Source organism: Halomonas rhizosphaerae, assembly GCF_030010555.1.
In the GTDB taxonomy this organism is placed as follows: Bacteria; Pseudomonadota; Gammaproteobacteria; order Pseudomonadales; family Halomonadaceae; genus Halomonas; species Halomonas rhizosphaerae.
Genome location: NZ_JASCQP010000023.1, coordinates 1 through 17,442, shown reverse-complemented (window position 1 = coordinate 17,442; position 17,442 = coordinate 1). Strand labels below are relative to the sequence as shown.

At 67.5% G+C, this 17,442-nt stretch carries 12 protein-coding genes and 1 rRNA gene; 8 read left to right on the top strand and 5 right to left on the bottom strand.

Annotated elements, in window-relative coordinates; genetic code table 11:
- Position 1 precedes the first annotated feature (1 nt).
- Both QLQ83_RS08030 and prlC read right to left on the bottom strand, forming a co-directional pair.
- Complete coding sequence (locus QLQ83_RS08030; protein WP_282735000.1) at positions 2-247, bottom strand: YheV family putative zinc ribbon protein; 246 nt, start codon at positions 245-247, stop codon at positions 2-4.
- 47 nt (positions 248-294) lie between these two features.
- On the bottom strand, positions 295-2,343 hold the full coding sequence (prlC, locus tag QLQ83_RS08025) for an oligopeptidase A (protein ID WP_282734999.1): 2,049 nt from the start codon (positions 2,341-2,343) through the stop codon (positions 295-297).
- Positions 2,344-2,447: 104 nt separating this feature from the next.
- On the opposite strand from prlC, the gene QLQ83_RS08020 reads away from it, so the two are divergent.
- From QLQ83_RS08020 to QLQ83_RS08010, 3 genes are all read left to right on the top strand, one after another.
- Positions 2,448-3,788, top strand: coding sequence for a sodium-dependent transporter (locus QLQ83_RS08020; RefSeq protein WP_282734998.1), 1,341 nt, complete (start codon positions 2,448-2,450; stop codon positions 3,786-3,788).
- 30 nt (positions 3,789-3,818) lie between these two features.
- On the top strand, positions 3,819-4,361 hold the full coding sequence (locus QLQ83_RS08015; protein WP_282734997.1) for a gamma carbonic anhydrase family protein: 543 nt from the start codon (positions 3,819-3,821) through the stop codon (positions 4,359-4,361).
- An 87-nt stretch (positions 4,362-4,448) separates the two neighbouring features.
- Positions 4,449-5,120 carry a metal-dependent hydrolase gene (locus QLQ83_RS08010; RefSeq protein ID WP_282734996.1) on the top strand — a complete coding sequence of 224 codons (672 nt, stop codon included), beginning with the start codon at positions 4,449-4,451 and terminating at the stop codon, positions 5,118-5,120.
- Here the strand turns inward: QLQ83_RS08010 and QLQ83_RS08005 are convergent.
- Genes QLQ83_RS08005 through QLQ83_RS07995 form a run of 3 tightly spaced genes read right to left on the bottom strand, consistent with a single transcriptional unit; the run spans position 5,096 to position 9,162 of the window.
- On the bottom strand, positions 5,096-6,478 hold the full coding sequence (locus tag QLQ83_RS08005; RefSeq protein ID WP_282734995.1) for a sigma-54-dependent transcriptional regulator: 1,383 nt from the start codon (positions 6,476-6,478) through the stop codon (positions 5,096-5,098). The genes QLQ83_RS08010 and QLQ83_RS08005 overlap by 25 nt on opposite strands.
- Positions 6,471-8,381: a sensor histidine kinase gene (locus QLQ83_RS08000; protein WP_282734994.1), complete on the bottom strand. Its 1,911-nt coding sequence runs from the start codon at positions 8,379-8,381 to the stop codon at positions 6,471-6,473. Before QLQ83_RS08000 ends, QLQ83_RS08005 begins: the two co-directional genes overlap by 8 nt.
- A 7-nt stretch (positions 8,382-8,388) precedes the next feature.
- Positions 8,389-9,162, bottom strand: a complete 774-nt coding sequence (locus QLQ83_RS07995; RefSeq protein ID WP_250062665.1) for a GntR family transcriptional regulator — start codon at positions 9,160-9,162, stop codon at positions 8,389-8,391.
- A 330-nt stretch (positions 9,163-9,492) separates the two neighbouring features.
- Between QLQ83_RS07995 and QLQ83_RS07990 the strand changes: the two genes are divergently transcribed.
- The 5 genes from QLQ83_RS07990 (at position 9,493) to QLQ83_RS07970 (ending at position 17,391) form a co-directional block, all read left to right on the top strand.
- Positions 9,493-10,248: a (Fe-S)-binding protein gene (locus QLQ83_RS07990; protein WP_282734993.1), complete on the top strand. Its 756-nt coding sequence runs from the start codon at positions 9,493-9,495 to the stop codon at positions 10,246-10,248.
- Positions 10,245-11,681, top strand: a complete 1,437-nt coding sequence (locus QLQ83_RS07985; RefSeq protein WP_282734992.1) for a LutB/LldF family L-lactate oxidation iron-sulfur protein — start codon at positions 10,245-10,247, stop codon at positions 11,679-11,681. The genes QLQ83_RS07990 and QLQ83_RS07985 overlap by 4 nt, the downstream gene beginning before the upstream one ends.
- A complete protein-coding gene (locus QLQ83_RS07980) occupies positions 11,681-12,361 on the top strand; it encodes a LutC/YkgG family protein (RefSeq protein ID WP_282734991.1) in 681 nt (226 codons plus the stop codon). Before QLQ83_RS07985 ends, QLQ83_RS07980 begins: the two co-directional genes overlap by 1 nt.
- Complete coding sequence (locus QLQ83_RS07975; RefSeq protein WP_282734990.1) at positions 12,358-15,210, top strand: FAD-binding and (Fe-S)-binding domain-containing protein; 2,853 nt, start codon at positions 12,358-12,360, stop codon at positions 15,208-15,210. The genes QLQ83_RS07980 and QLQ83_RS07975 overlap by 4 nt, the downstream gene beginning before the upstream one ends.
- A 645-nt stretch (positions 15,211-15,855) precedes the next feature.
- A 16S ribosomal RNA gene (locus QLQ83_RS07970) occupies positions 15,856-17,391 on the top strand.
- The last annotated feature ends 51 nt before the right edge of the window (positions 17,392-17,442 follow it).

The following is a 17,442-nucleotide window of genomic DNA, read 5'->3' as shown; positions in this document are numbered from 1 at the left end:
GTCAGTGCCCTTTCGGGTCGAGGATCTTCACGGTCTGCAGGTCGCTGCGCGCCTGCTCCTCGCGCTCGCGATTGACCCGGGTCTCGAGCTCCGGCTCTGCCTCGTCCTCGATGGGCAACTGCTCGAAGAAGTCACAGCTGACGCAGTCGCGGTAGCGGATGCCGTTCTGCTCCCAGCTGCGGATGCGGTCCATCTCGGCGCAGCGCGGGCAGATGGCTCCGGCGATAAAGCGTTTGGTTACGGTCATGTCATCTCCACGATGGGCCGCCGAGTGGGCTCGGCGGCAAAACCTTCTCAGGCGGCACGGATGCCGCTGTGGCGCAGCAGCGGCTCGACGCTGGGTTCGCGGCCGCGGAAGGCGCGGAACAGCTCGGCGGCGTCGCGGGAGCCACCGCGCTCGAGGATCTCGGTGCGGAAGCGCCGACCGGTCTCGGGGTCGAAGATACCGGCTTCCTCGAAGGCGCTCCAGGCATCCGCGGAGAGCACCTCGGCCCACTTGTAGCTGTAGTAGCCCGCCGCATAGCCGCCGGCGAAGATGTGGCCGAAGCCGTTCTGGAAGCGGTTGAAGTCGGCCCGCGGCACCACGGCGACGACGTCGCGCACCGCGTCGAGCAGGGCCTGGATATCGGTGGCGCTCGGGGCGGCGAGCTCGCGGTGCAGGCGGAAGTCGAACAGCGAGAACTCCAGCTGGCGCACCATGCCCATGGCGGACTGGAAGTTCTTGGCCGACAGCAGCCGCTCGAAGAGCGTCTCGGGCAGCGGGGCGCCGGTCTCCACGTGGCCGGCGATCAGGTCGAGCCCCTCGCGTTCCCAGCAGAAGTTCTCCATGAACTGGCTGGGCAGCTCCACCGCGTCCCAGGCCACGCCGTTGATGCCGGAGATGTCGGCGACGGTCTGGCGAGTCAGCATGTGGTGCAGGCCGTGGCCGAACTCGTGGAAGAGGGTGGTGACCTCGTCGTGGGTCAGCAGGGCCGGGGTGTCGCCCACCGGGCGGGTGAAGTTGCAGGTCAGGTAGGCCACCGGCAGCTGCACCGCGTCGCCCTCGAGGCGGCGGACCCGGCACTCGTCCATCCAGGCGCCGCCGCGCTTGCCCTCGCGGGCATAGAGGTCGAGGTAGAAGCCGGCGATGGGCGCGCCCTGCTCCAGAATGCGAAAGTAGCGCACGTCGGGGTGGTAGCGCGGCGCCGTCTCGTCCTCGGCGAAGGTGACGCCGTAGAGGCGCTCGACCACCCGGAAGAGGCCGTCGACCACCCGCGGGGCGGGGAAGTAGGGGCGCAGCTGCTCGTCGGAGATGGCATGGCGCGCCTCGCGCAGCTTCTCGCTGGCGAAGCCCACGTCCCAGGGCGCGAGCGCCTCCATGCCCAGCTCGTCGCGGGCATAGGCCGCGAGCTCCGCGTACTCCTCGCGGGCCTGGGGTACCGCGCGTGCGGCCAGGTCCTCGAGGAAGGTGACCACCTGGTCGGGTGACTCGGCCATCTTGGTGGAGAGCGAGTAGTCGGCGTAGTCGCTGAAGCCCAGCAGCTCGGCCAGCTCGTGGCGCAGCGCGAGGATCTCCTCCATCACCGGGGCGTTGTCGTACTCGCCGGCGTTGGGGCCCTGGTCGGAGGCGCGGGTGACGAAGGCGGTGTAGACCTCGCGACGCAGCTCGCGGTCCTCGGCGTAGGTCATCACCGGGAAGAAGCTGGGAAAGTCCAGGGTGATGCGGTAGCCGGCCAGGCCCTTGGCCTCGGCATTGGCCCGCAGGCTGGCCAGGGCGCTCTCGGGCAGGCCGGCGAGGCGGGCCTCGTCGGCGAGGTCCAGGTGCCAGGCCTGGGTGGCGTCCAGCAACTGGTTGGAGAAGGTGTTGGAGAGCTCGGAGAGCCTCGACTTGATCTCGCCGTAGCGCCGCTTCTTCCCGGCGGGAAGGTCCACGCCGGCCAGGCGGAAGTCGCGCAGCGCATTCTCCACGGTGCGACCCTGGCCCTCGTCGAGGGTCTGCCAGGCGGGGCCGTCGCGCAGCGCCTGCCAGGCCCGGAAGAGCCCCTCGTGCTGGCCGAGCCAGGTGCTGTAGTCGGAGAGCTTGCCCAGGCAGGCCTGGTAGGCCTCGCGCAGCTCGGGGTTGTTCATGGTGCCGTTGAGGTGCGAGACCGGCGACCAGGCCCGCGCCAGTCGGTCGTTGAGGGCCTCCAGCGGGGCGGCCAGGCTGTCCCAGCTCGGGGCGGTGGCGTCGGCGCCCGCGACGAGCGCCTCGATGGCCGTGCGGTTTTCCGCCAGCAGCGCCTCGATGGCCGGCACCACGTGCTCGGGCCGGATGGCATCGAAGGGGGGCAGTTCATGGGGTTCGAGCAGCGGATTGCGGGACATGCACACCTCGGGTCGGGACGGGAGAATGGGTCTTAGATGCGGGCGGCCGCGGCGGGTTTCAATGTGCTAGGCTTGCGCCCTTTTCAGGCTCGCGGAGTGGACCCATGAACGAGACGCTGGAGCGCTGGAGCACGAGGCGCGCCTTCATCCTGGCAGTGACCGGGGCGGCGGTGGGGCTGGGCAACATCTGGCGCTTCCCCTACATCACCGGGGAGAACGGTGGCGCCGCCTTCCTGCTGCTCTACGTGGCCTTCGTGCTGCTGCTGGGGCTGCCGGTGATGATGGCCGAGATCCTGATCGGCCGCGCCGGACGCCGCAGCCCCATGCAGTCGCTGGGCCATCTGGCCGGTCAGGCCGGGGCGAGTCGCCACTGGCGCTGGCTGGGCCTGTTCGGCGCCTTCACCGTGTTCTGCATCCTCTCCTTCTACTCGGTGGTCTCGGGCTGGTCCATCGAATTCCTGGTGGCCGCGGTCAACGGTGACTTCGTGGGGCGCAGCGCGGCGGAGATCGGCGCCGGCTTCGATGCCTTCCTCGCCGACCCCGGGCGCATGACCTTCAACCATACCCTCTTCCTGATGATGACCATGCTGGTGGTCGCTGCCGGGGTGGCCAAGGGCCTGGAGAAGCTCAACAACCTGCTGATGCCGATGCTCTACCTGCTGCTGCTGGTGCTGGCGGGCTACGCGGCCACCACCGAGGGCTTCGGTCCGGCGCTGGCCTGGCTGTTCCTGCCCGACCTCTCGGCGGTGACGCCCATGGTGATGCTGCAGGCCATGGGGCACGCCTTCTTCACCCTGGCGGTGGGCGCCTGTGCGCTGATGGCCTATGGCGCCTACATGCCCGACCACCAGAGCCTGCCCCGGGCCGCCGTCTCGGTGGCGGTGCTCGACGTGACGGTGGCCCTGCTGGCCGGTATCGCCATCTTCTCGGTGGTGTTCGCCCAGGGCATGGATCCCGGCGAGGGGCCGGGGCTGATGTTCGTCACCCTGCCGGTGGCCTTCGCCGAGCTCCCCGGGGGGCCGCTGTGGCTCTCGCTGTTCTTTCTGCTGCTGCTGCTGGCCACCTGGACCTCCTCGATCAACCTGGCCGAGCCCATGGTCGCCACCCTGCAGGGCTGGGGCCTGCGGCGGGGGCCGGCGGCGGCCGTGGTGGGCCTGGCGGTCTGGGGACTGGGGATGCTCTCGGTGCTCTCCTTCTCGAGCCTGGCCGAGACCCGGGTGCTGTTCGGCATGAATCCCTTCGAACTGGTCAGCACCATTCCGCCGGAGATCTTCCTGCCGCTGGGCGGGCTCTTGATCGCCATCTTCGCCGCCTGGGTGATGCCCGAGGAGGCCACCCTGCGGGCGCTGGATGCCGGCCCCAACGGTTTCCGTGCCTGGCGGGCCCTGGTGCGCTGGGTGTCGATCCCGTTGACGCTGGTAGTATTGTTGGCCGGACTGATCTGAAACGCCGGACCTGACAAGAAGAGGTGAGCAATGAGCGAGGCAACGAGCCTGCGACCCTGGAAGGGACAGACTCCGCAGCTGGGTGCGCGGGTCTATATCGACCCGGCCTGCATGGTGCTGGGTGACGTGGTGCTGGGCGACGACTGCTCGGTGTGGCCCATGGCGGTGATCCGCGGCGACATGCACCGCATCCGCATCGGCGCGCGCACCAGCGTGCAGGACGGCAGCGTGCTGCACATCACCCATGCCAGCGACTTCAACCCCGACGGCTTCCCGCTGACCATCGGCGAGGAGGTGACCATCGGCCACAAGGCGATCCTCCACGGTTGCACCCTGGGCAACCGCATCCTGGTGGGCATGGGCGCGATCGTCATGGACGGCGCCGTGGTCGAGGACGAGGTGATCATCGCCGCCGGTGCCGTGGTGACGCCGGACAAGCGCCTGGAGAGCGGCCACGTCTACGCCGGCAACCCGGCCAAGGCGCTGCGCCCGCTCAAGGAGACCGAGCGGGCCTTCTTCCCCTACACCGCCGGCAACTACGTCAGGCTGAAGGACGAGTACCTGGCAGGCTGAGCCTGTCGCCAATTGGCAACTGATTGTTTTTTCTGGCCATGCTGCGCATAATCTGGTTTTTCATCCAGTATTTTCGAGTCTCTGCACATGGCCGATTTTCGTACCCACCTCGGCGTCGCGGTGGCCGGTGGCGCGCTGCTGGGTCTGGGCGCCTGGCAGGCTACCTCGCTGTCCGCCACCGACGCCGCCTCCCTGGCCATCCTGACCGCTTTCGGCGGGATCCTGCCGGATGTCGATGCCGACAATTCCCATGCGATCCGCCTGATCTTCACCCTGCTCGCCGTGCTGTCGGTGGTGGTGGGCGCCCTGCTGCTGCAGGCATGGCTCGGCCCGGGGGGGCTCATCGTCGCCTGTGGCGGCCTGTATGTCGGCGTGCGCTATGTGCTGAGTGCCGTGTTCAGGCGCTTCTCGGTGCATCGGGGTATCTGGCATTCGCTGCTGGCATCGCTGCTGTGCGGGCTGGCGACCACGGTGGCCAGCTACCAGTGGCTCCTGCAGGAGGCCTGGATGGCCTGGGCCCAGGGGCTGGCGCTGGTGCTGGGTACGCTGATCCACCTGCTGCTCGATGAGCTCTACAGCGTCGACCTGGTGGGGACGCGCATCAAGCGCTCCTTCGGTACGGCGTTCAAGCTGTTCGACTATCGCCAGCCGGGCAACTCGGCGCTCATGCTGGTGCTCGTCGCCGCACTGATCCCCTGGCTGCCCCCCTGGGGAACGCTGCAGGAGCTGCTCCGTCAGGGGGCCTCGCTCTGGCGGTAGTCCTCGGCCTTTAGGCCGTACTTCCTGAGCTTGTCGTAGAGGGTCTTGCGCGGCAGGCCGAGCTGCTCGCAGGCCTCACTGACGCAGCCACGGTGGCGGGCCAGGGCCTGGTCGATCAGGCTCTTCTCGAACAGCTCCACCTGCTGGGGCAGGGCCAGGTCGCCGCTGTCGCTGCCCACCCCCTCGAGCAGGGCATCCAGGCGGTAGTCGCAGGTGGCGCCGAGCAGCACGTAGCGCTCGGCCAGGTTGCGCAGCTCGCGCACGTTGCCCGGCCAGTCGTGGGCGAGCAACGCGGAGATGCCGGCGGCATCCAGCGGCGGGGCTTCCAGCCCGCTGCGGTTGGCGGCGACCACGGCGAAGTGCTGGAACAGCAGCGGGATGTCCTCGCGCCGCTCGCGCAGCGAAGGGATCGGCAGGGTGACCACCTCGAGCCGGTAGTAGAGGTCCTCGCGGAAGCGCCCCGCCTCGGCCGCGGCCCTGAGGTCGACCTTGGTAGCGGCGATCACGCGCAGGTCCAGGGGCACCGGCACGTTGGCCCCGAGGCGCTCGATGGAGCGCTCCTGCAGCACCCGCAGCAGCTTGACCTGCAGCGACAGCGGCATCGACTCGATCTCGTCGAGGAACACCGTGCCCCCCTGGGCATGCTCGAATTTGCCGATGCGCCGCTCCACGGCCCCGGTGAAGGCGCCCTTCTCGTGGCCGAACAGCTCCGACTCGATGATGCTCTCGGGGACGGCGCCGCAGTTGATGGCCACGAAGGGGTGGCCGCCGCGGCAGCTGCGCTCGTGGATGGCCCGGGCCACCAGGTCCTTGCCGGCCCCGGTCTCGCCGAACAGCAGCACGTCGGTCTCCACCTGGCTGATGCGCTGGACCATGGAGGCGAGGCGCTGGATGGCCGGGGTGCGCCCCACCAGGCGTGGGCCCGGGGCCGATTGCTGGGCCTCGAGCTCGGCCTTGAGCGCACGATTCTCGAGGCTCAGGCGGCGCTTGTCGATGCCGCGGCGCACCATCTCCACCAGGCGCTCACCGGCGAAGGGCTTCTCCAGGAAATCCCAGGCGCCCTCGCGCATCGCCTCCACGGCGGTGGAGATGTCGCCATGGCCGGTGATCAGGATCACCGGCAGGTCGGGGTCGCGGCCGCGCACCTCGCGCAGCAGGGCCATGCCGTCCATGCCGGGCATGCGGATGTCGCTGACGACCACCCCGGGGAAGTCCGGCGTCAGGGCCGCCAGGGCGGCCTCGGCGCTCTCGAAGGCGCGGGGCTCGTACCCCGCCAGCTCCAGGGTCTGGCCGGCGGTGATGCGCAGGTGCGCCTCGTCGTCAATGATCATCACCGGAAGGGTCGCCGGCTCATGCATGGGTGTCGTGCTCCTCGGGCCTGGTGTCGCCGGTCGCCTCGGGACCGGGGTCGCGGGGCAGGGTAATGGTGAAGCGGGCGCCGCCGCCAGGGGCATTGTCCGCCGCCAGCCGGCCGCCCAGGTCGTCGATGATGCGCGCCGAGATCGACAGCCCCAGCCCCAGGCCGCTGCCCGGCGACTTGGTGGTGAAGAAGGGCTCGAAGATCCGCCCCAGGTGGGCCTCGGCGATGCCTGGGCCGTTGTCGATGACCCGGATCCGCACCTCGCCGCCGTCGGGCTCGATGCCGAGCTGCAGTCGCGGCGTCTCGGTCTGGGCCATGGCCTGTAGCGCATTGCCGATCAGGTTGACCAGCACCTGCTCCAGGCGCACCAGGTCGGCGCGCACCCAGGCCTCCTCCTCGGGCCAGTCGCGCTCGACGGCGACCCCGGCATCGCGCAGCCGCGACTGGAAGAGCCGCAGGGCGTAGCCGAAGCAGGCGGGGACCGAGACGCTGGTGGGCCTGTCACCGCTCTTGCGCGAGAACTGGCGCAGTTGGGCACTGATCTCGGCCATGCGCTCGGTGAGCTCGATGATCTGCGCCAGGTTGCTGCTCGCCGCTTCGGTGCGGCTGCGCGCCAGGAAGGCGGCGGCATTCTCGGCATAGGCGCGAATCGCCGCAAGCGGCTGGTTGAGCTCGTGGTTGATGCCGGCGGCGAGCTGGCCGAGCACGGCGAGCTTAGCGGCCTGGATCAGCTCGTCGCGGGTCTGGCGCAGTCGCTCCTCGGCGCGGCGGCGCTCCTCGATCTCGCCGGAGAGGCGCCGGTTGGTCTCGACCAGGTCGCGGGTGCGGCGCTGGACGTTGAGCTCCAGCTCGTCGCGGGCCCGGGCCAGGGTGCGCCGCTCCCGCTCGGCGAACTGCTCGCGCTCGCGGCGCAGCCGCAGGCGCTGCCAGCCGATGCCGCCGGCCAGGACCACCACGCCGTAGAGGCCGCCGGCCAGCAGGGCGGCGAGCCACTGGGCCTGGATCACCGGCGCCAGCGACTTGAGGATATGCATCTCCCAGCCGAACGCCGGCATGGGGCGCGACAGGCCCAGATAGTCGTCCTCGGCCAGCGGTCCCCGCCGGAAGCCGACCCGCTGGCTGTGCTCGCCCGGGCTCCCGGTGATCTCGATGCCGGCGGGGGCCAGCGGCTCGTCGGCATAGCGACGGGTATCCAGCAGCGCCTCCCGCTCGTCGCCGGAGAGCGGCTGCAGGGCCCGCAGGCGCAGCTCCGGGCGGCTGGCCATGAAGATGATGTCGTCCTTGTCGGTGACCAGCAGCTCGGCATCCTGCTCCGCCCAGCTCGCCTCCAGGGTGTCGAGCAGCACCTTCACCACCATGACGCCATCGGGGCTGGCGTCCGGTGCGGTGTCGTCGAGCCATACCGGCGCCGAGAAGTAGTAGCCGCGCTCCCGGGACTGCACGCCCAGGCCATAGAAACGCCCGGCGTGACCGGCGATGGCATCCTGGAAGTAGCTGCGGAAGGCGTAGTTCTGGCCGATGAAGGTGTTGGGGCGATGCCAGTTGCTGGCGGCCAGGGTGTCGCCGTGGCGGTCGATCAGGTAGATGTCCGAGACGCCGGCGGTGGCCCGGAAGCGGTCCAGCAGCCGGTTGAGGGGCATGGGGTCCTGGCTCTCCGGGGAGGCCAGGAAGCGCCTGACCATTTCCCGCGAGGCGAGCAGGTCGGGCAGGTAGTCGTGGCGAGAGAGATGGCCGACCAGGCTCGCCGCCGAGAGGCGCAGCTCGTTCTCGGCGTCCTGGCGCAGCCCCTGCAGGGCCTGGTCGCGGGCCAGCAGGGCGGCCTGCCACATGGCGAGCACCAGGCCGAGGGGCATCAGCAACCAGAGCAGCTGGCGGGCCCGGAGGCGGGACGTCGTCGGCATGGCCGCCTCAGCGTGAGGTCGCGGGCATGACCTGGGCGCGGCGCAGGGCGCGCTGGGCCCGGGTCTCGGCGCGCTCGACCTCGAGCAGCCCCTCTTCCACGAAGACCAGGTGTTCATGGGCGCGGGTGCGGGCGTCCTCGGCCCGGCCCTCGAGGATCGCATCGAGCAGGGCGCGGTGCTGCTTCATCAGCAGGGGGCGCGATTCGGGCTTCTCGAACAGGTGGGCCAGGTTGTCGACGATGCTCTTCTCCAGCAGGTGGAAGATGCCACGGATGGTATGCAGCAGCAGCACATTGTGGGCCGATTCGGCAATGGCCATGTGGAAGGCCGCGTCGGCGCGGGCCTCGAGCGCCGGATCACGGCCCTTGAAGCACGCCTCGAGCTCCTCGAAGCGCTTGATCAGCAGCGCCTTGTCGGTGGGCGTGGAGCGCAGGGCGGCATAGTAGGCGGAGATGCCCTCCATGGCGTCGCGGAACTCGAGCAGGTCGAGGTGGAACTCCCCGTGGCGCGAGAGCATCTCCAGTAGCGGGTCGCTGTAGCCGCTGTTGAGCTCCTCGCTGATGAAGGTGCCGCCACCCTGGCGGCTGGTCAGCAGGCCGCGGGCCGACAGCTTCTGGATGGCCTCGCGCAGCGAGGGTCGCGAGACGCCGAAGCGCTCGGCCAGTTCGCGCTCCGGCGGCAGGCGCTGGCCGGGCTTCAGGCTGCCCTCGAGGATCAGCGCCTCGAGGCGCTCGGTGATGACGTCGGCGAGGCGAGGCTGTCGGACGGGTTGATAGGCCATGGTGGTGGCTCCGGAACACGTGGCGGATGTCGGCATGGTATCGCCATCAAATTGGTATTACCAAACACTGCGTCTGCGCCTCGCCGTCGCTGTCCCGAGTCGCTTGGATTTATCCTGCCGCATCAAGGTGTTGAGAGAAGCGTTGAAGGCGATAGACTAAAGTATAGGCAGGCGGGGCTGGGAAGCGGGCAGCGCGCGTTTGACACTGCAGGCTCCGCCTCCTAATGTGCGGCAACATTTCAGTGTCAATTGGTTTTACCAATTTTCCGTAGCCCGAATCAACGACTTCAGCGCAATGCTGCCGTGCTCCTGCGCTGTCCAGGATCTGCCATGACGCCAGTCAAGCTCTATCCACCGAAGCCGGAGAAGGTCTATTTCTTCGGGACCTGCCTCGTCGACCTCTTCTATCCGGAGGCTGGCCTGGACGCTATCCGCCTGCTCGAGCGGGAGGGCATCGAGGTGCTCTTTCCCGAGGACCAGACCTGTTGCGGGCAACCGGCCTACACGTCGGGCTACCAGCAGGAGGCCCGGGCAGTGGCGGCGGCCCAGCTCGGCCTCTTCCCCGAGCCCTGGCCGATCGTGGTGCCCTCCGGCTCCTGCGGCGGCATGATGCGCACCCACTACCCCCAGCTCTTTGCCGGGACCGACCTCGAGGAGCAGGCCAATGAAGTGGCCGGGCGGATCCATGAGCTGACCGAGTTCCTGGTCCATGTCTGTCACCTGAAGCTCGAGGATCGCGGCGAACCGGAGAAGGTCGCCATGCACACCTCCTGCAGCGCCCGGCGCGAGATGGGACTGGCCGAGACCGGCCCGGCCCTGCTGGCCCAGCTCGGCCAGGTCGAGGTGGTGGAGCAGGCACGCGCCGCCGAGTGCTGCGGCTTCGGCGGCACCTTCGCCGTGCGTCATCCCGAGGTCTCCGCCGCCATGGTGGAGGACAAGACCACGGCCATCGCGGAGGCCGGCGCCCAGCGCTTCGTGACCTCCGACTGCGGCTGCATGATGAACATCGGCGGGCGCTTCGAGCAGCAGAAGAAGCCGGTCAAGGGCGAGCACATCGCCAGCTACCTGTGGCGGAGGACCTCATGAGCGTGCAGACCTTCACCCCCCGGGAATTTCACCGCCAGGCCCACGATGCCCTGGGCAATCCGCAGATCCGCGCCAACTTCCGCAAGGCGATGGATGGCCTGATGAACAAGCGCCGCGACAGCTTCGGCGACTGGGACCTGGAGACCCTGCGCGAGCTGGGCGCCAACATCCGCCTGCGGGCACTCGCGAAGCTGCCTGACCTGCTAGAGCAGCTCGAGGCCAACTGCGAAGCCAACGGCATAAAGGTGCACTGGGCCGAGGATGGCGAGCAGGCCTGCCGGATCATCCGCGAGATCTGCCAGTCCCACGACGCCAGGTCGGTGATCAAGGGCAAGTCGATGGTCTCCGAGGAGATGCACCTGAACGCTCACCTCGAGGAGGCGGGCATCGAGGCGCTGGAATCCGACCTCGGCGAGTACCTGGTGCAGCTCAACGAGCAGACGCCCTCGCACATCATCATGCCGGCGATCCATCTGAACACCGATGAGATCTCCGACATCATGCACGACAAGACCGGCACCGAGCGCACCCGCGACGTCGACTACATGACCGCGGCGGCCAGGCAACAGCTGCGCGAGCGCTTCATGGCCGCCGACGTGGGGGTCTCCGGTGTCAACTTCGCGGTGGCCGAGACCGGCACCCTGTGCCTGGTGGAGAACGAGGGCAACGGCCGCATGACCACCACGGTGCCGCCGGTACACGTGGCCGTGACCGGCATCGAGAAGGTCGTCGAGCACCTGCGCGACGTCCCGCCCCTCTATGCCCTGCTGACCCGCTCGGCCACCGGGCAGCACGTCACCACCTACTTCAACATGATCAGCTCGCCGCGCAAGGAGGGCGAGCATGACGGGCCCAGTGAGGTGCACCTGGTGCTGGTGGACAGCGGTCGCTCCCGCATCTACCAGGACGACGAACTGCTCGATACCCTGCGCTGCATCCGCTGCGGCGCCTGCATGAACCACTGTCCCGTCTACACCCGGGTCGGCGGCCACACCTACGGCACCACCTACCCGGGCCCAATCGGCAGCATCCTGTCGCCCCACCTGATGGGCCTGGAAGACACCAAGGACCTGCCCACGGCCTCGAGCCTGTGTGGCGCCTGTGGCGAGGTGTGCCCGGTGAAGATCCCGATCCCCGACCTGCTGGTGCGCCTGCGTCGCGAGTCGGTGGGCGAGGGGCGCGGCAACGTGGCCGGTGCCGGCGTCAAGCGCACCCGCAAGGAAGCCGCCGCCTGGAAGGGTTTCCAGTGGATGGCGACCCATCCTTCCGCCTGGCGCGCCGGCACCGCAGTGGCCGGCAAGCTCAGGGCGCTGACGCCCTCTAAGCTGGGCGCCTGGACCGACTACCGCACCGCCCCCAAGCCGGCGGGCACCACCCTGCATGCACTGGTCAAGCGCCATCAGGCGAACAAGACCCGCGAGGAGGAGCGCTGATGAGTGCCCGCAACGCCATTCTCAAGCGCCTGCGCGAGCGGGCCGACGGCCCGCTGAGCGCCCCAGAGAGCGACTTCGCCGTGGTGACCCATAGAGGCTGGAGCCAGGAGGAGCGCCTGGTGCGCTTCGAGCGCTGGATCGCCTCGGTGCACGGCGAGGTTATCCACGCGGACGGGGATGACTGGACCGAGACCCTGGCCAGGGTGCTCGCCGACAAGGGCGTGCGCCGGCTGGCACTGGGGAAGCAGCACCCGGTGGCCGCCGAGGCGCGCCGCGCCCTGGCCGATACCGAGGTGGAGCTGGTCGACGTCGACCGCGACATCGAGTCCTGGCAGCGCGAGCAGTTCGAGAGCGTCGATGCGGGCCTGACCTCGACCCGCGGGGCCATCGCCGAGACCGGCAGCCTGTGGCTCTGGCCAACGCCGGACGAGCCGCGGCTGATCAGCCTGGTGCCGCCGGTGCATATTGCGATGCTGGACGCCCATACCCTCGAGGACACCTTCTTCGATGTCGTCGAGGCCCAGGGCTGGGCCGGCGGCATGCCCACCAACGCCCTGCTGATCTCCGGGCCCAGCAAGACCGCGGACATCGAGCAGACCCTGGCCTACGGGGTCCATGGGCCCCGCGAGCTGGTGGTCATCGTGCGCCATGCCGGCACCGCGGTGGGGGAAGAGACATGACGTCCAAGACCGCCTGGCGCGAGTTGAAGGCGGCGCTGGCGGCGACGATACCCGCCGAGCGGCTGATCGACGACCCGCTGCGTACCCTGGCCTACGGTACCGATGCCAGCTTCTACCGGCTGGTTCCGCAACTGGTGGTCCGCCCCGAGAACGAGGCGGAGCTGCAGCGGACCCTGGCGGAGTGCCGGGAGCGCGAGCTGCCGGTGACCTTTCGCGCCGCCGGTACCTCGCTTTCCGGCCAGGCGGTGACCGACTCGGTACTGATCCAGTTCGGCCGCGGCTGGAGGGACCATGCGGTCCTCGACGAGGGCCAGGCGATCCGCCTGCAGCCCGGGGTCATCGGGGCCAGGGCGAACCAGCTGCTGGCCCCCTACGGGCGCAAGATCGGTCCCGACCCGGCCTCCATCGCCAGCTGCATGGTCGGCGGCATCGCCGCCAACAATGCCTCGGGGATGTGCTGCGGCACGGCCCAGAACAGCTATCGCACGGTGCGCGACATCCGGGTGATCCTGGCCGACGGCAGCCTGCTCGATACCGCCGACGCCGCGAGCGTCGCCGCCTTCCGGGCCTCCCATGGGGTGCTGCTGGCGGGGCTCGAACGTCTTGCCGCCCAGACGCAGGGCAACGATGCCCTGGCCGGGAAGATCCGCCACAAGTACCGGCTCAAGAACACCACCGGCTACGCCCTCAACAGCCTGGTCGATTTCAGTGATGGCATCGAGATCCTCAAGCACCTGATGATCGGCTCCGAGGGTACCCTGGGGTTCATCAGCACCATCACCTACGACACCGTGGTCGACGAGCCCCTGAAGGCCGCGGCGCTGGCCTTCTTCCCCGACATGGGCACGACCTGCCGCGCGACCATCGCCCTCAAGCAGGCGCCGGTCTCCGCCGTGGAGCTGATGGACCGGGCCGCGCTGCGCTCCGTGCAGGACCAGCCTGGCATGCCCGCGGTGCTGAGGACGCTACCCGAGGGGGCGGCGGCGCTGCTGGTCGACGTGCGTGGCAACGACGAGGCCGAGCTCGAGGCGCGCATGCAGGCGGTGCAGGCGACCCTCGAGGGCATCCAGACACTGGAGCCGGTCACCTTCACCCGCGACGCCGCTACCTATGCCCTCTACTGGAAGATCCGCAAGGGGCTGTTCCCTGCCGTGGGGGCGGTGCGCGAGACCGGCACCACGGTGATCATCGAGGACGTGGCCTTTCCCATCGAGCGTCTCGACGAGGGCGTGCTGGCGCTGACCGATATCTTCCATCGGCATGGCTACCGGGATGCGATCCTCTTCGGGCACGCCCTGGAGGGAAACCTGCACTTCGTCTTTCCCCAGGGCTTCGAGAAGCCCGGCGAGGTGGAGCGCTACCAGGCGCTGATGGACGAAGTGGCGCAGCTGGTCGGCGTGGAGTATGGCGGTTCGCTCAAGGCCGAGCACGGCACCGGGCGCAACATGGCGCCCTACGTGGAACTGGAGTGGGGGCCCGAGGCCTATGCGCTGATGTGGGAGATCAAGGCGCTCTTCGATCCCGGCAATCTGCTCAATCCCGAGGTGATCCTCAGCCGCAACCCGACGCTGCACCTGGAGAACCTCAAGCCCCTGCCGGCGGCCGACGCGATCGTCGACAAGTGCATCGAATGCGGTTTCTGCGAGGCAGTCTGCCCTTCGACCGACCTGACGCTGACGCCACGCCAGCGCATCGTGATCCGTCGCGAGCTGGCGAGGCTCGAGGCGTTGGGTAACCAGGTCACCGACGCCGACAAGGACCGCATGAAGCAGCTCGAGGAGGCCTATGTCTACCAGGGCATCGACACCTGTGCGGCCACGGGGCTCTGCGCCACCCAGTGTCCGGTGGGCATCGATACCGGTGAAATGGTGCGTCAGCTGCGTCGCGACCGCTCGCTGGACAAGGCCGCCCTGGCCAGGCGCATCGGCCGACACTTCTCCGGGGCGACGCGTGCGGCGCGGGGCGGTCTGACCGCGGCGGGCGCGGCGCGCGCCGTGCTGGGCGTCAACCTGATGGAAAAGATGAGTACCGGTGCGCGTCGGTTGAGCGGTGACCGCTTGCCCCAGTGGAGTCCGGCCCTGCCCAGGTCGGCGCCGGTCCGGGTGCTGGAACATGCGCCGTCGGGGGATGTATCGAGGGACAAGGTGGTCTACCTGCCCTCCTGTGCCACCCGCATCTTCGGGACGGCCCATGACGATGAGGCCGAGTCACGCTCGGTGATGGAGATCACCCTGGCGCTGCTCGACAAGGCTGGCTTCGAGGTGATCCTGCCGGAGATGATCGGCCACCTGTGCTGTGGCATGGCCTTCAAGTCCAAGGGGCAGTACGAGGAGGCCAACCACAAGGCGCGTGAACTCAACCGCGAGCTGCTGGTGGCGAGCCAGAACGGGCGCTATCCGGTGCTCTGCGACACCAGTCCCTGCACCCTGCAGATGCGGGAGCACCTGGATGAGCGACTCGAGATGCTGGAACCGGTCGCCTTCGCCCATGACCACCTGCTGCCCCGGCTCGCTGTCACGCCGCTCGACGAGAGGGTCGCCGTGCACGTCACCTGCTCGAGCACCCGCATGGGGCTGGCCGACAAGTTCGTCGGGCTGGTGCGAGCCTGTGCCCGGGAGGTGGTGGTGCCCGCGGAGATTACCTGCTGCGGTTTCGCCGGAGACAAGGGGTTCACGACCCCGGAGCTGAATGCCTCCGCACTGGAGGGACTGGCGGAGCAGGTGAAGGGGTGCAGTGCCGGCTACTCGAACTCGCGCACCTGCGAGATCGGCCTGAGCCAGCACGGCAACATCCCCTACCGCTCGATTCTCTCGCTGCTCGACCGGGCCAGCCGCTCCGCTTCGGGCTAAGGTCATCCACAGGCGCCTGACACCAGGCCCTGTGGATGACTCGCCGGGGAGGCGTGAAACTTTTTTACATGAAGGCCTTGCTTGGCCGCGGGGAAATCCGTAAAGTACGGATCCGCTGCCGGCGACGGGCACACGTTGCAGGCGGTGAAAAGTGGCAGAAGTGCCTGTTCCCATTCGGGTTTTTCGAGATGTTCTGGAAAATTCCCGCTTGACGAACTCGCCGCATTCGGTAGAATGCGCGCCAATCGTGACAGAGAGCCGCTGAGGGCTCTATCGGGCGTCACCTCGCTTGCGAGATGACCGCTCGGTCAGCCGGATCGCTTCCTCTGAAGCCATCGACACACACGGTTGACAGCGACAGCCGATCACGTAGAATACGCCTTCCTCGCAGGGCGCCGGCGAGACTGCCGCTTCCATCGGAAGCAGCTGGCCACGACGGCAACAGCGAGACGCTCCCCTCTCTATGAGAGCCCGGAGCCGCTCTTTAACAATCGATCAGGTAATTCATGTGGGCGCTTGTCGGGATGTCGGTGACCAGTCACTGCAACATTCAAGGCAAGCGACTCGTCAAGGACCTTCGGGTCTTTTTGAGAACGTTTGAACCTTGAGCCAGGTTTGGTTCCACCTTAGGAACTATCAGACTTTAAACTGAAGAGTTTGATCATGGCTCAGATTGAACGCTGGCGGCAGGCCTAACACATGCAAGTCGAGCGGAAACGATGGAGCTTGCTCCAGGCGTCGAGCGGCGGACGGGTGAGTAATGCATAGGAATCTGCCCGGTAGTGGGGGATAACCTGGGGAAACCCAGGCTAATACCGCATACGTCCTACGGGAGAAAGCAGGGGATCTTCGGACCTTGCGCTATCGGATGAGCCTATGTCGGATTAGCTTGTTGGTGAGGTAATGGCTCACCAAGGCGACGATCCGTAGCTGGTCTGAGAGGATGATCAGCCACATCGGGACTGAGACACGGCCCGAACTCCTACGGGAGGCAGCAGTGGGGAATATTGGACAATGGGCGCAAGCCTGATCCAGCCATGCCGCGTGTGTGAAGAAGGCTTTCGGGTTGTAAAGCACTTTCAGTGAGGAAGAAGGCCTTGGGGCCAATACCCCCGAGGAAGGACATCACTCACAGAAGAAGCACCGGCTAACTCCGTGCCAGCAGCCGCGGTAATACGGAGGGTGCGAGCGTTAATCGGAATTACTGGGCGTAAAGCGCGCGTAGGTGGCTTGATAAGCCGGTTGTGAAAGCCCCGGGCTCAACCTGGGAACGGCATCCGGAACTGTCAGGCTAGAGTGCAGGAGAGGAAGGTAGAATTCCCGGTGTAGCGGTGAAATGCGTAGAGATCGGGAGGAATACCAGTGGCGAAGGCGGCCTTCTGGACTGACACTGACACTGAGGTGCGAAAGCGTGGGTAGCAAACAGGATTAGATACCCTGGTAGTCCACGCCGTAAACGATGTCGACTAGCCGTTGGGGTCCTAGAGACCTTTGTGGCGCAGTTAACGCGATAAGTCGACCGCCTGGGGAGTACGGCCGCAAGGTTAAAACTCAAATGAATTGACGGGGGCCCGCACAAGCGGTGGAGCATGTGGTTTAATTCGATGCAACGCGAAGAACCTTACCTACCCTTGACATCGTGCGAACTTTCCAGAGATGGATTGGTGCCTTCGGGAGCGCACAGACAGGTGCTGCATGGCTGTCGTCAGCTCGTGTTGTGAAATGTTGGGTTAAGTCCCGTAACGAGCGCAACCCTTGTCCCTATTTGCCAGCGATTCGGTCGGGAACTCTAGGGAGACTGCCGGTGACAAACCGGAGGAAGGTGGGGACGACGTCAAGTCATCATGGCCCTTACGGGTAGGGCTACACACGTGCTACAATGGCCGGTACAAAGGGTTGCAAAGCCGCGAGGTGGAGCTAATCCCGAAAAGCCGGTCTCAGTCCGGATCGGAGTCTGCAACTCGACTCCGTGAAGTCGGAATCGCTAGTAATCGTGAATCAGAATGTCACGGTGAATACGTTCCCGGGCCTTGTACACACCGCCCGTCACACCATGGGAGTGGACTGCACCAGAAGTGGTTAGCCTAACTTCGGAGGGCGATCACCACGGTGTGGTTCATGACTGGGGTGAAGTCGTAACAAGGTAGCCGTAGGGGAACCTGCGGCTGGATCACCTCCTTAAACGACCAGTCCCGGCACCCGGCAAGTGTCCACAATGAATTACCTGATCGA

Bases quoted from the DNA above. Each gene is read 5' to 3' on its own strand.
- QLQ83_RS08030 (WP_282735000.1), bottom strand. From the start codon at position 247: ATGACCGTAACCAAACGCTTTATCGCCGGAGCCATCTGCCCGCGCTGC.
- prlC (WP_282734999.1), bottom strand. From the start codon at position 2,343: ATGTCCCGCAATCCGCTGCTCGAACCCCATGAACTGCCCCCCTTCGAT.
- QLQ83_RS08020 (WP_282734998.1), top strand. From the start codon at position 2,448: ATGAACGAGACGCTGGAGCGCTGGAGCACGAGGCGCGCCTTCATCCTG.
- QLQ83_RS08015 (WP_282734997.1), top strand. From the start codon at position 3,819: ATGAGCGAGGCAACGAGCCTGCGACCCTGGAAGGGACAGACTCCGCAG.
- QLQ83_RS08010 (WP_282734996.1), top strand. From the start codon at position 4,449: ATGGCCGATTTTCGTACCCACCTCGGCGTCGCGGTGGCCGGTGGCGCG.
- QLQ83_RS08005 (WP_282734995.1), bottom strand. From the start codon at position 6,478: ATGCATGAGCCGGCGACCCTTCCGGTGATGATCATTGACGACGAGGCG.
- QLQ83_RS08000 (WP_282734994.1), bottom strand. From the start codon at position 8,381: ATGCCGACGACGTCCCGCCTCCGGGCCCGCCAGCTGCTCTGGTTGCTG.
- QLQ83_RS07995 (WP_250062665.1), bottom strand. From the start codon at position 9,162: ATGGCCTATCAACCCGTCCGACAGCCTCGCCTCGCCGACGTCATCACC.
- QLQ83_RS07990 (WP_282734993.1), top strand. From the start codon at position 9,493: ATGACGCCAGTCAAGCTCTATCCACCGAAGCCGGAGAAGGTCTATTTC.
- QLQ83_RS07985 (WP_282734992.1), top strand. From the start codon at position 10,245: ATGAGCGTGCAGACCTTCACCCCCCGGGAATTTCACCGCCAGGCCCAC.
- QLQ83_RS07980 (WP_282734991.1), top strand. From the start codon at position 11,681: ATGAGTGCCCGCAACGCCATTCTCAAGCGCCTGCGCGAGCGGGCCGAC.
- QLQ83_RS07975 (WP_282734990.1), top strand. From the start codon at position 12,358: ATGACGTCCAAGACCGCCTGGCGCGAGTTGAAGGCGGCGCTGGCGGCG.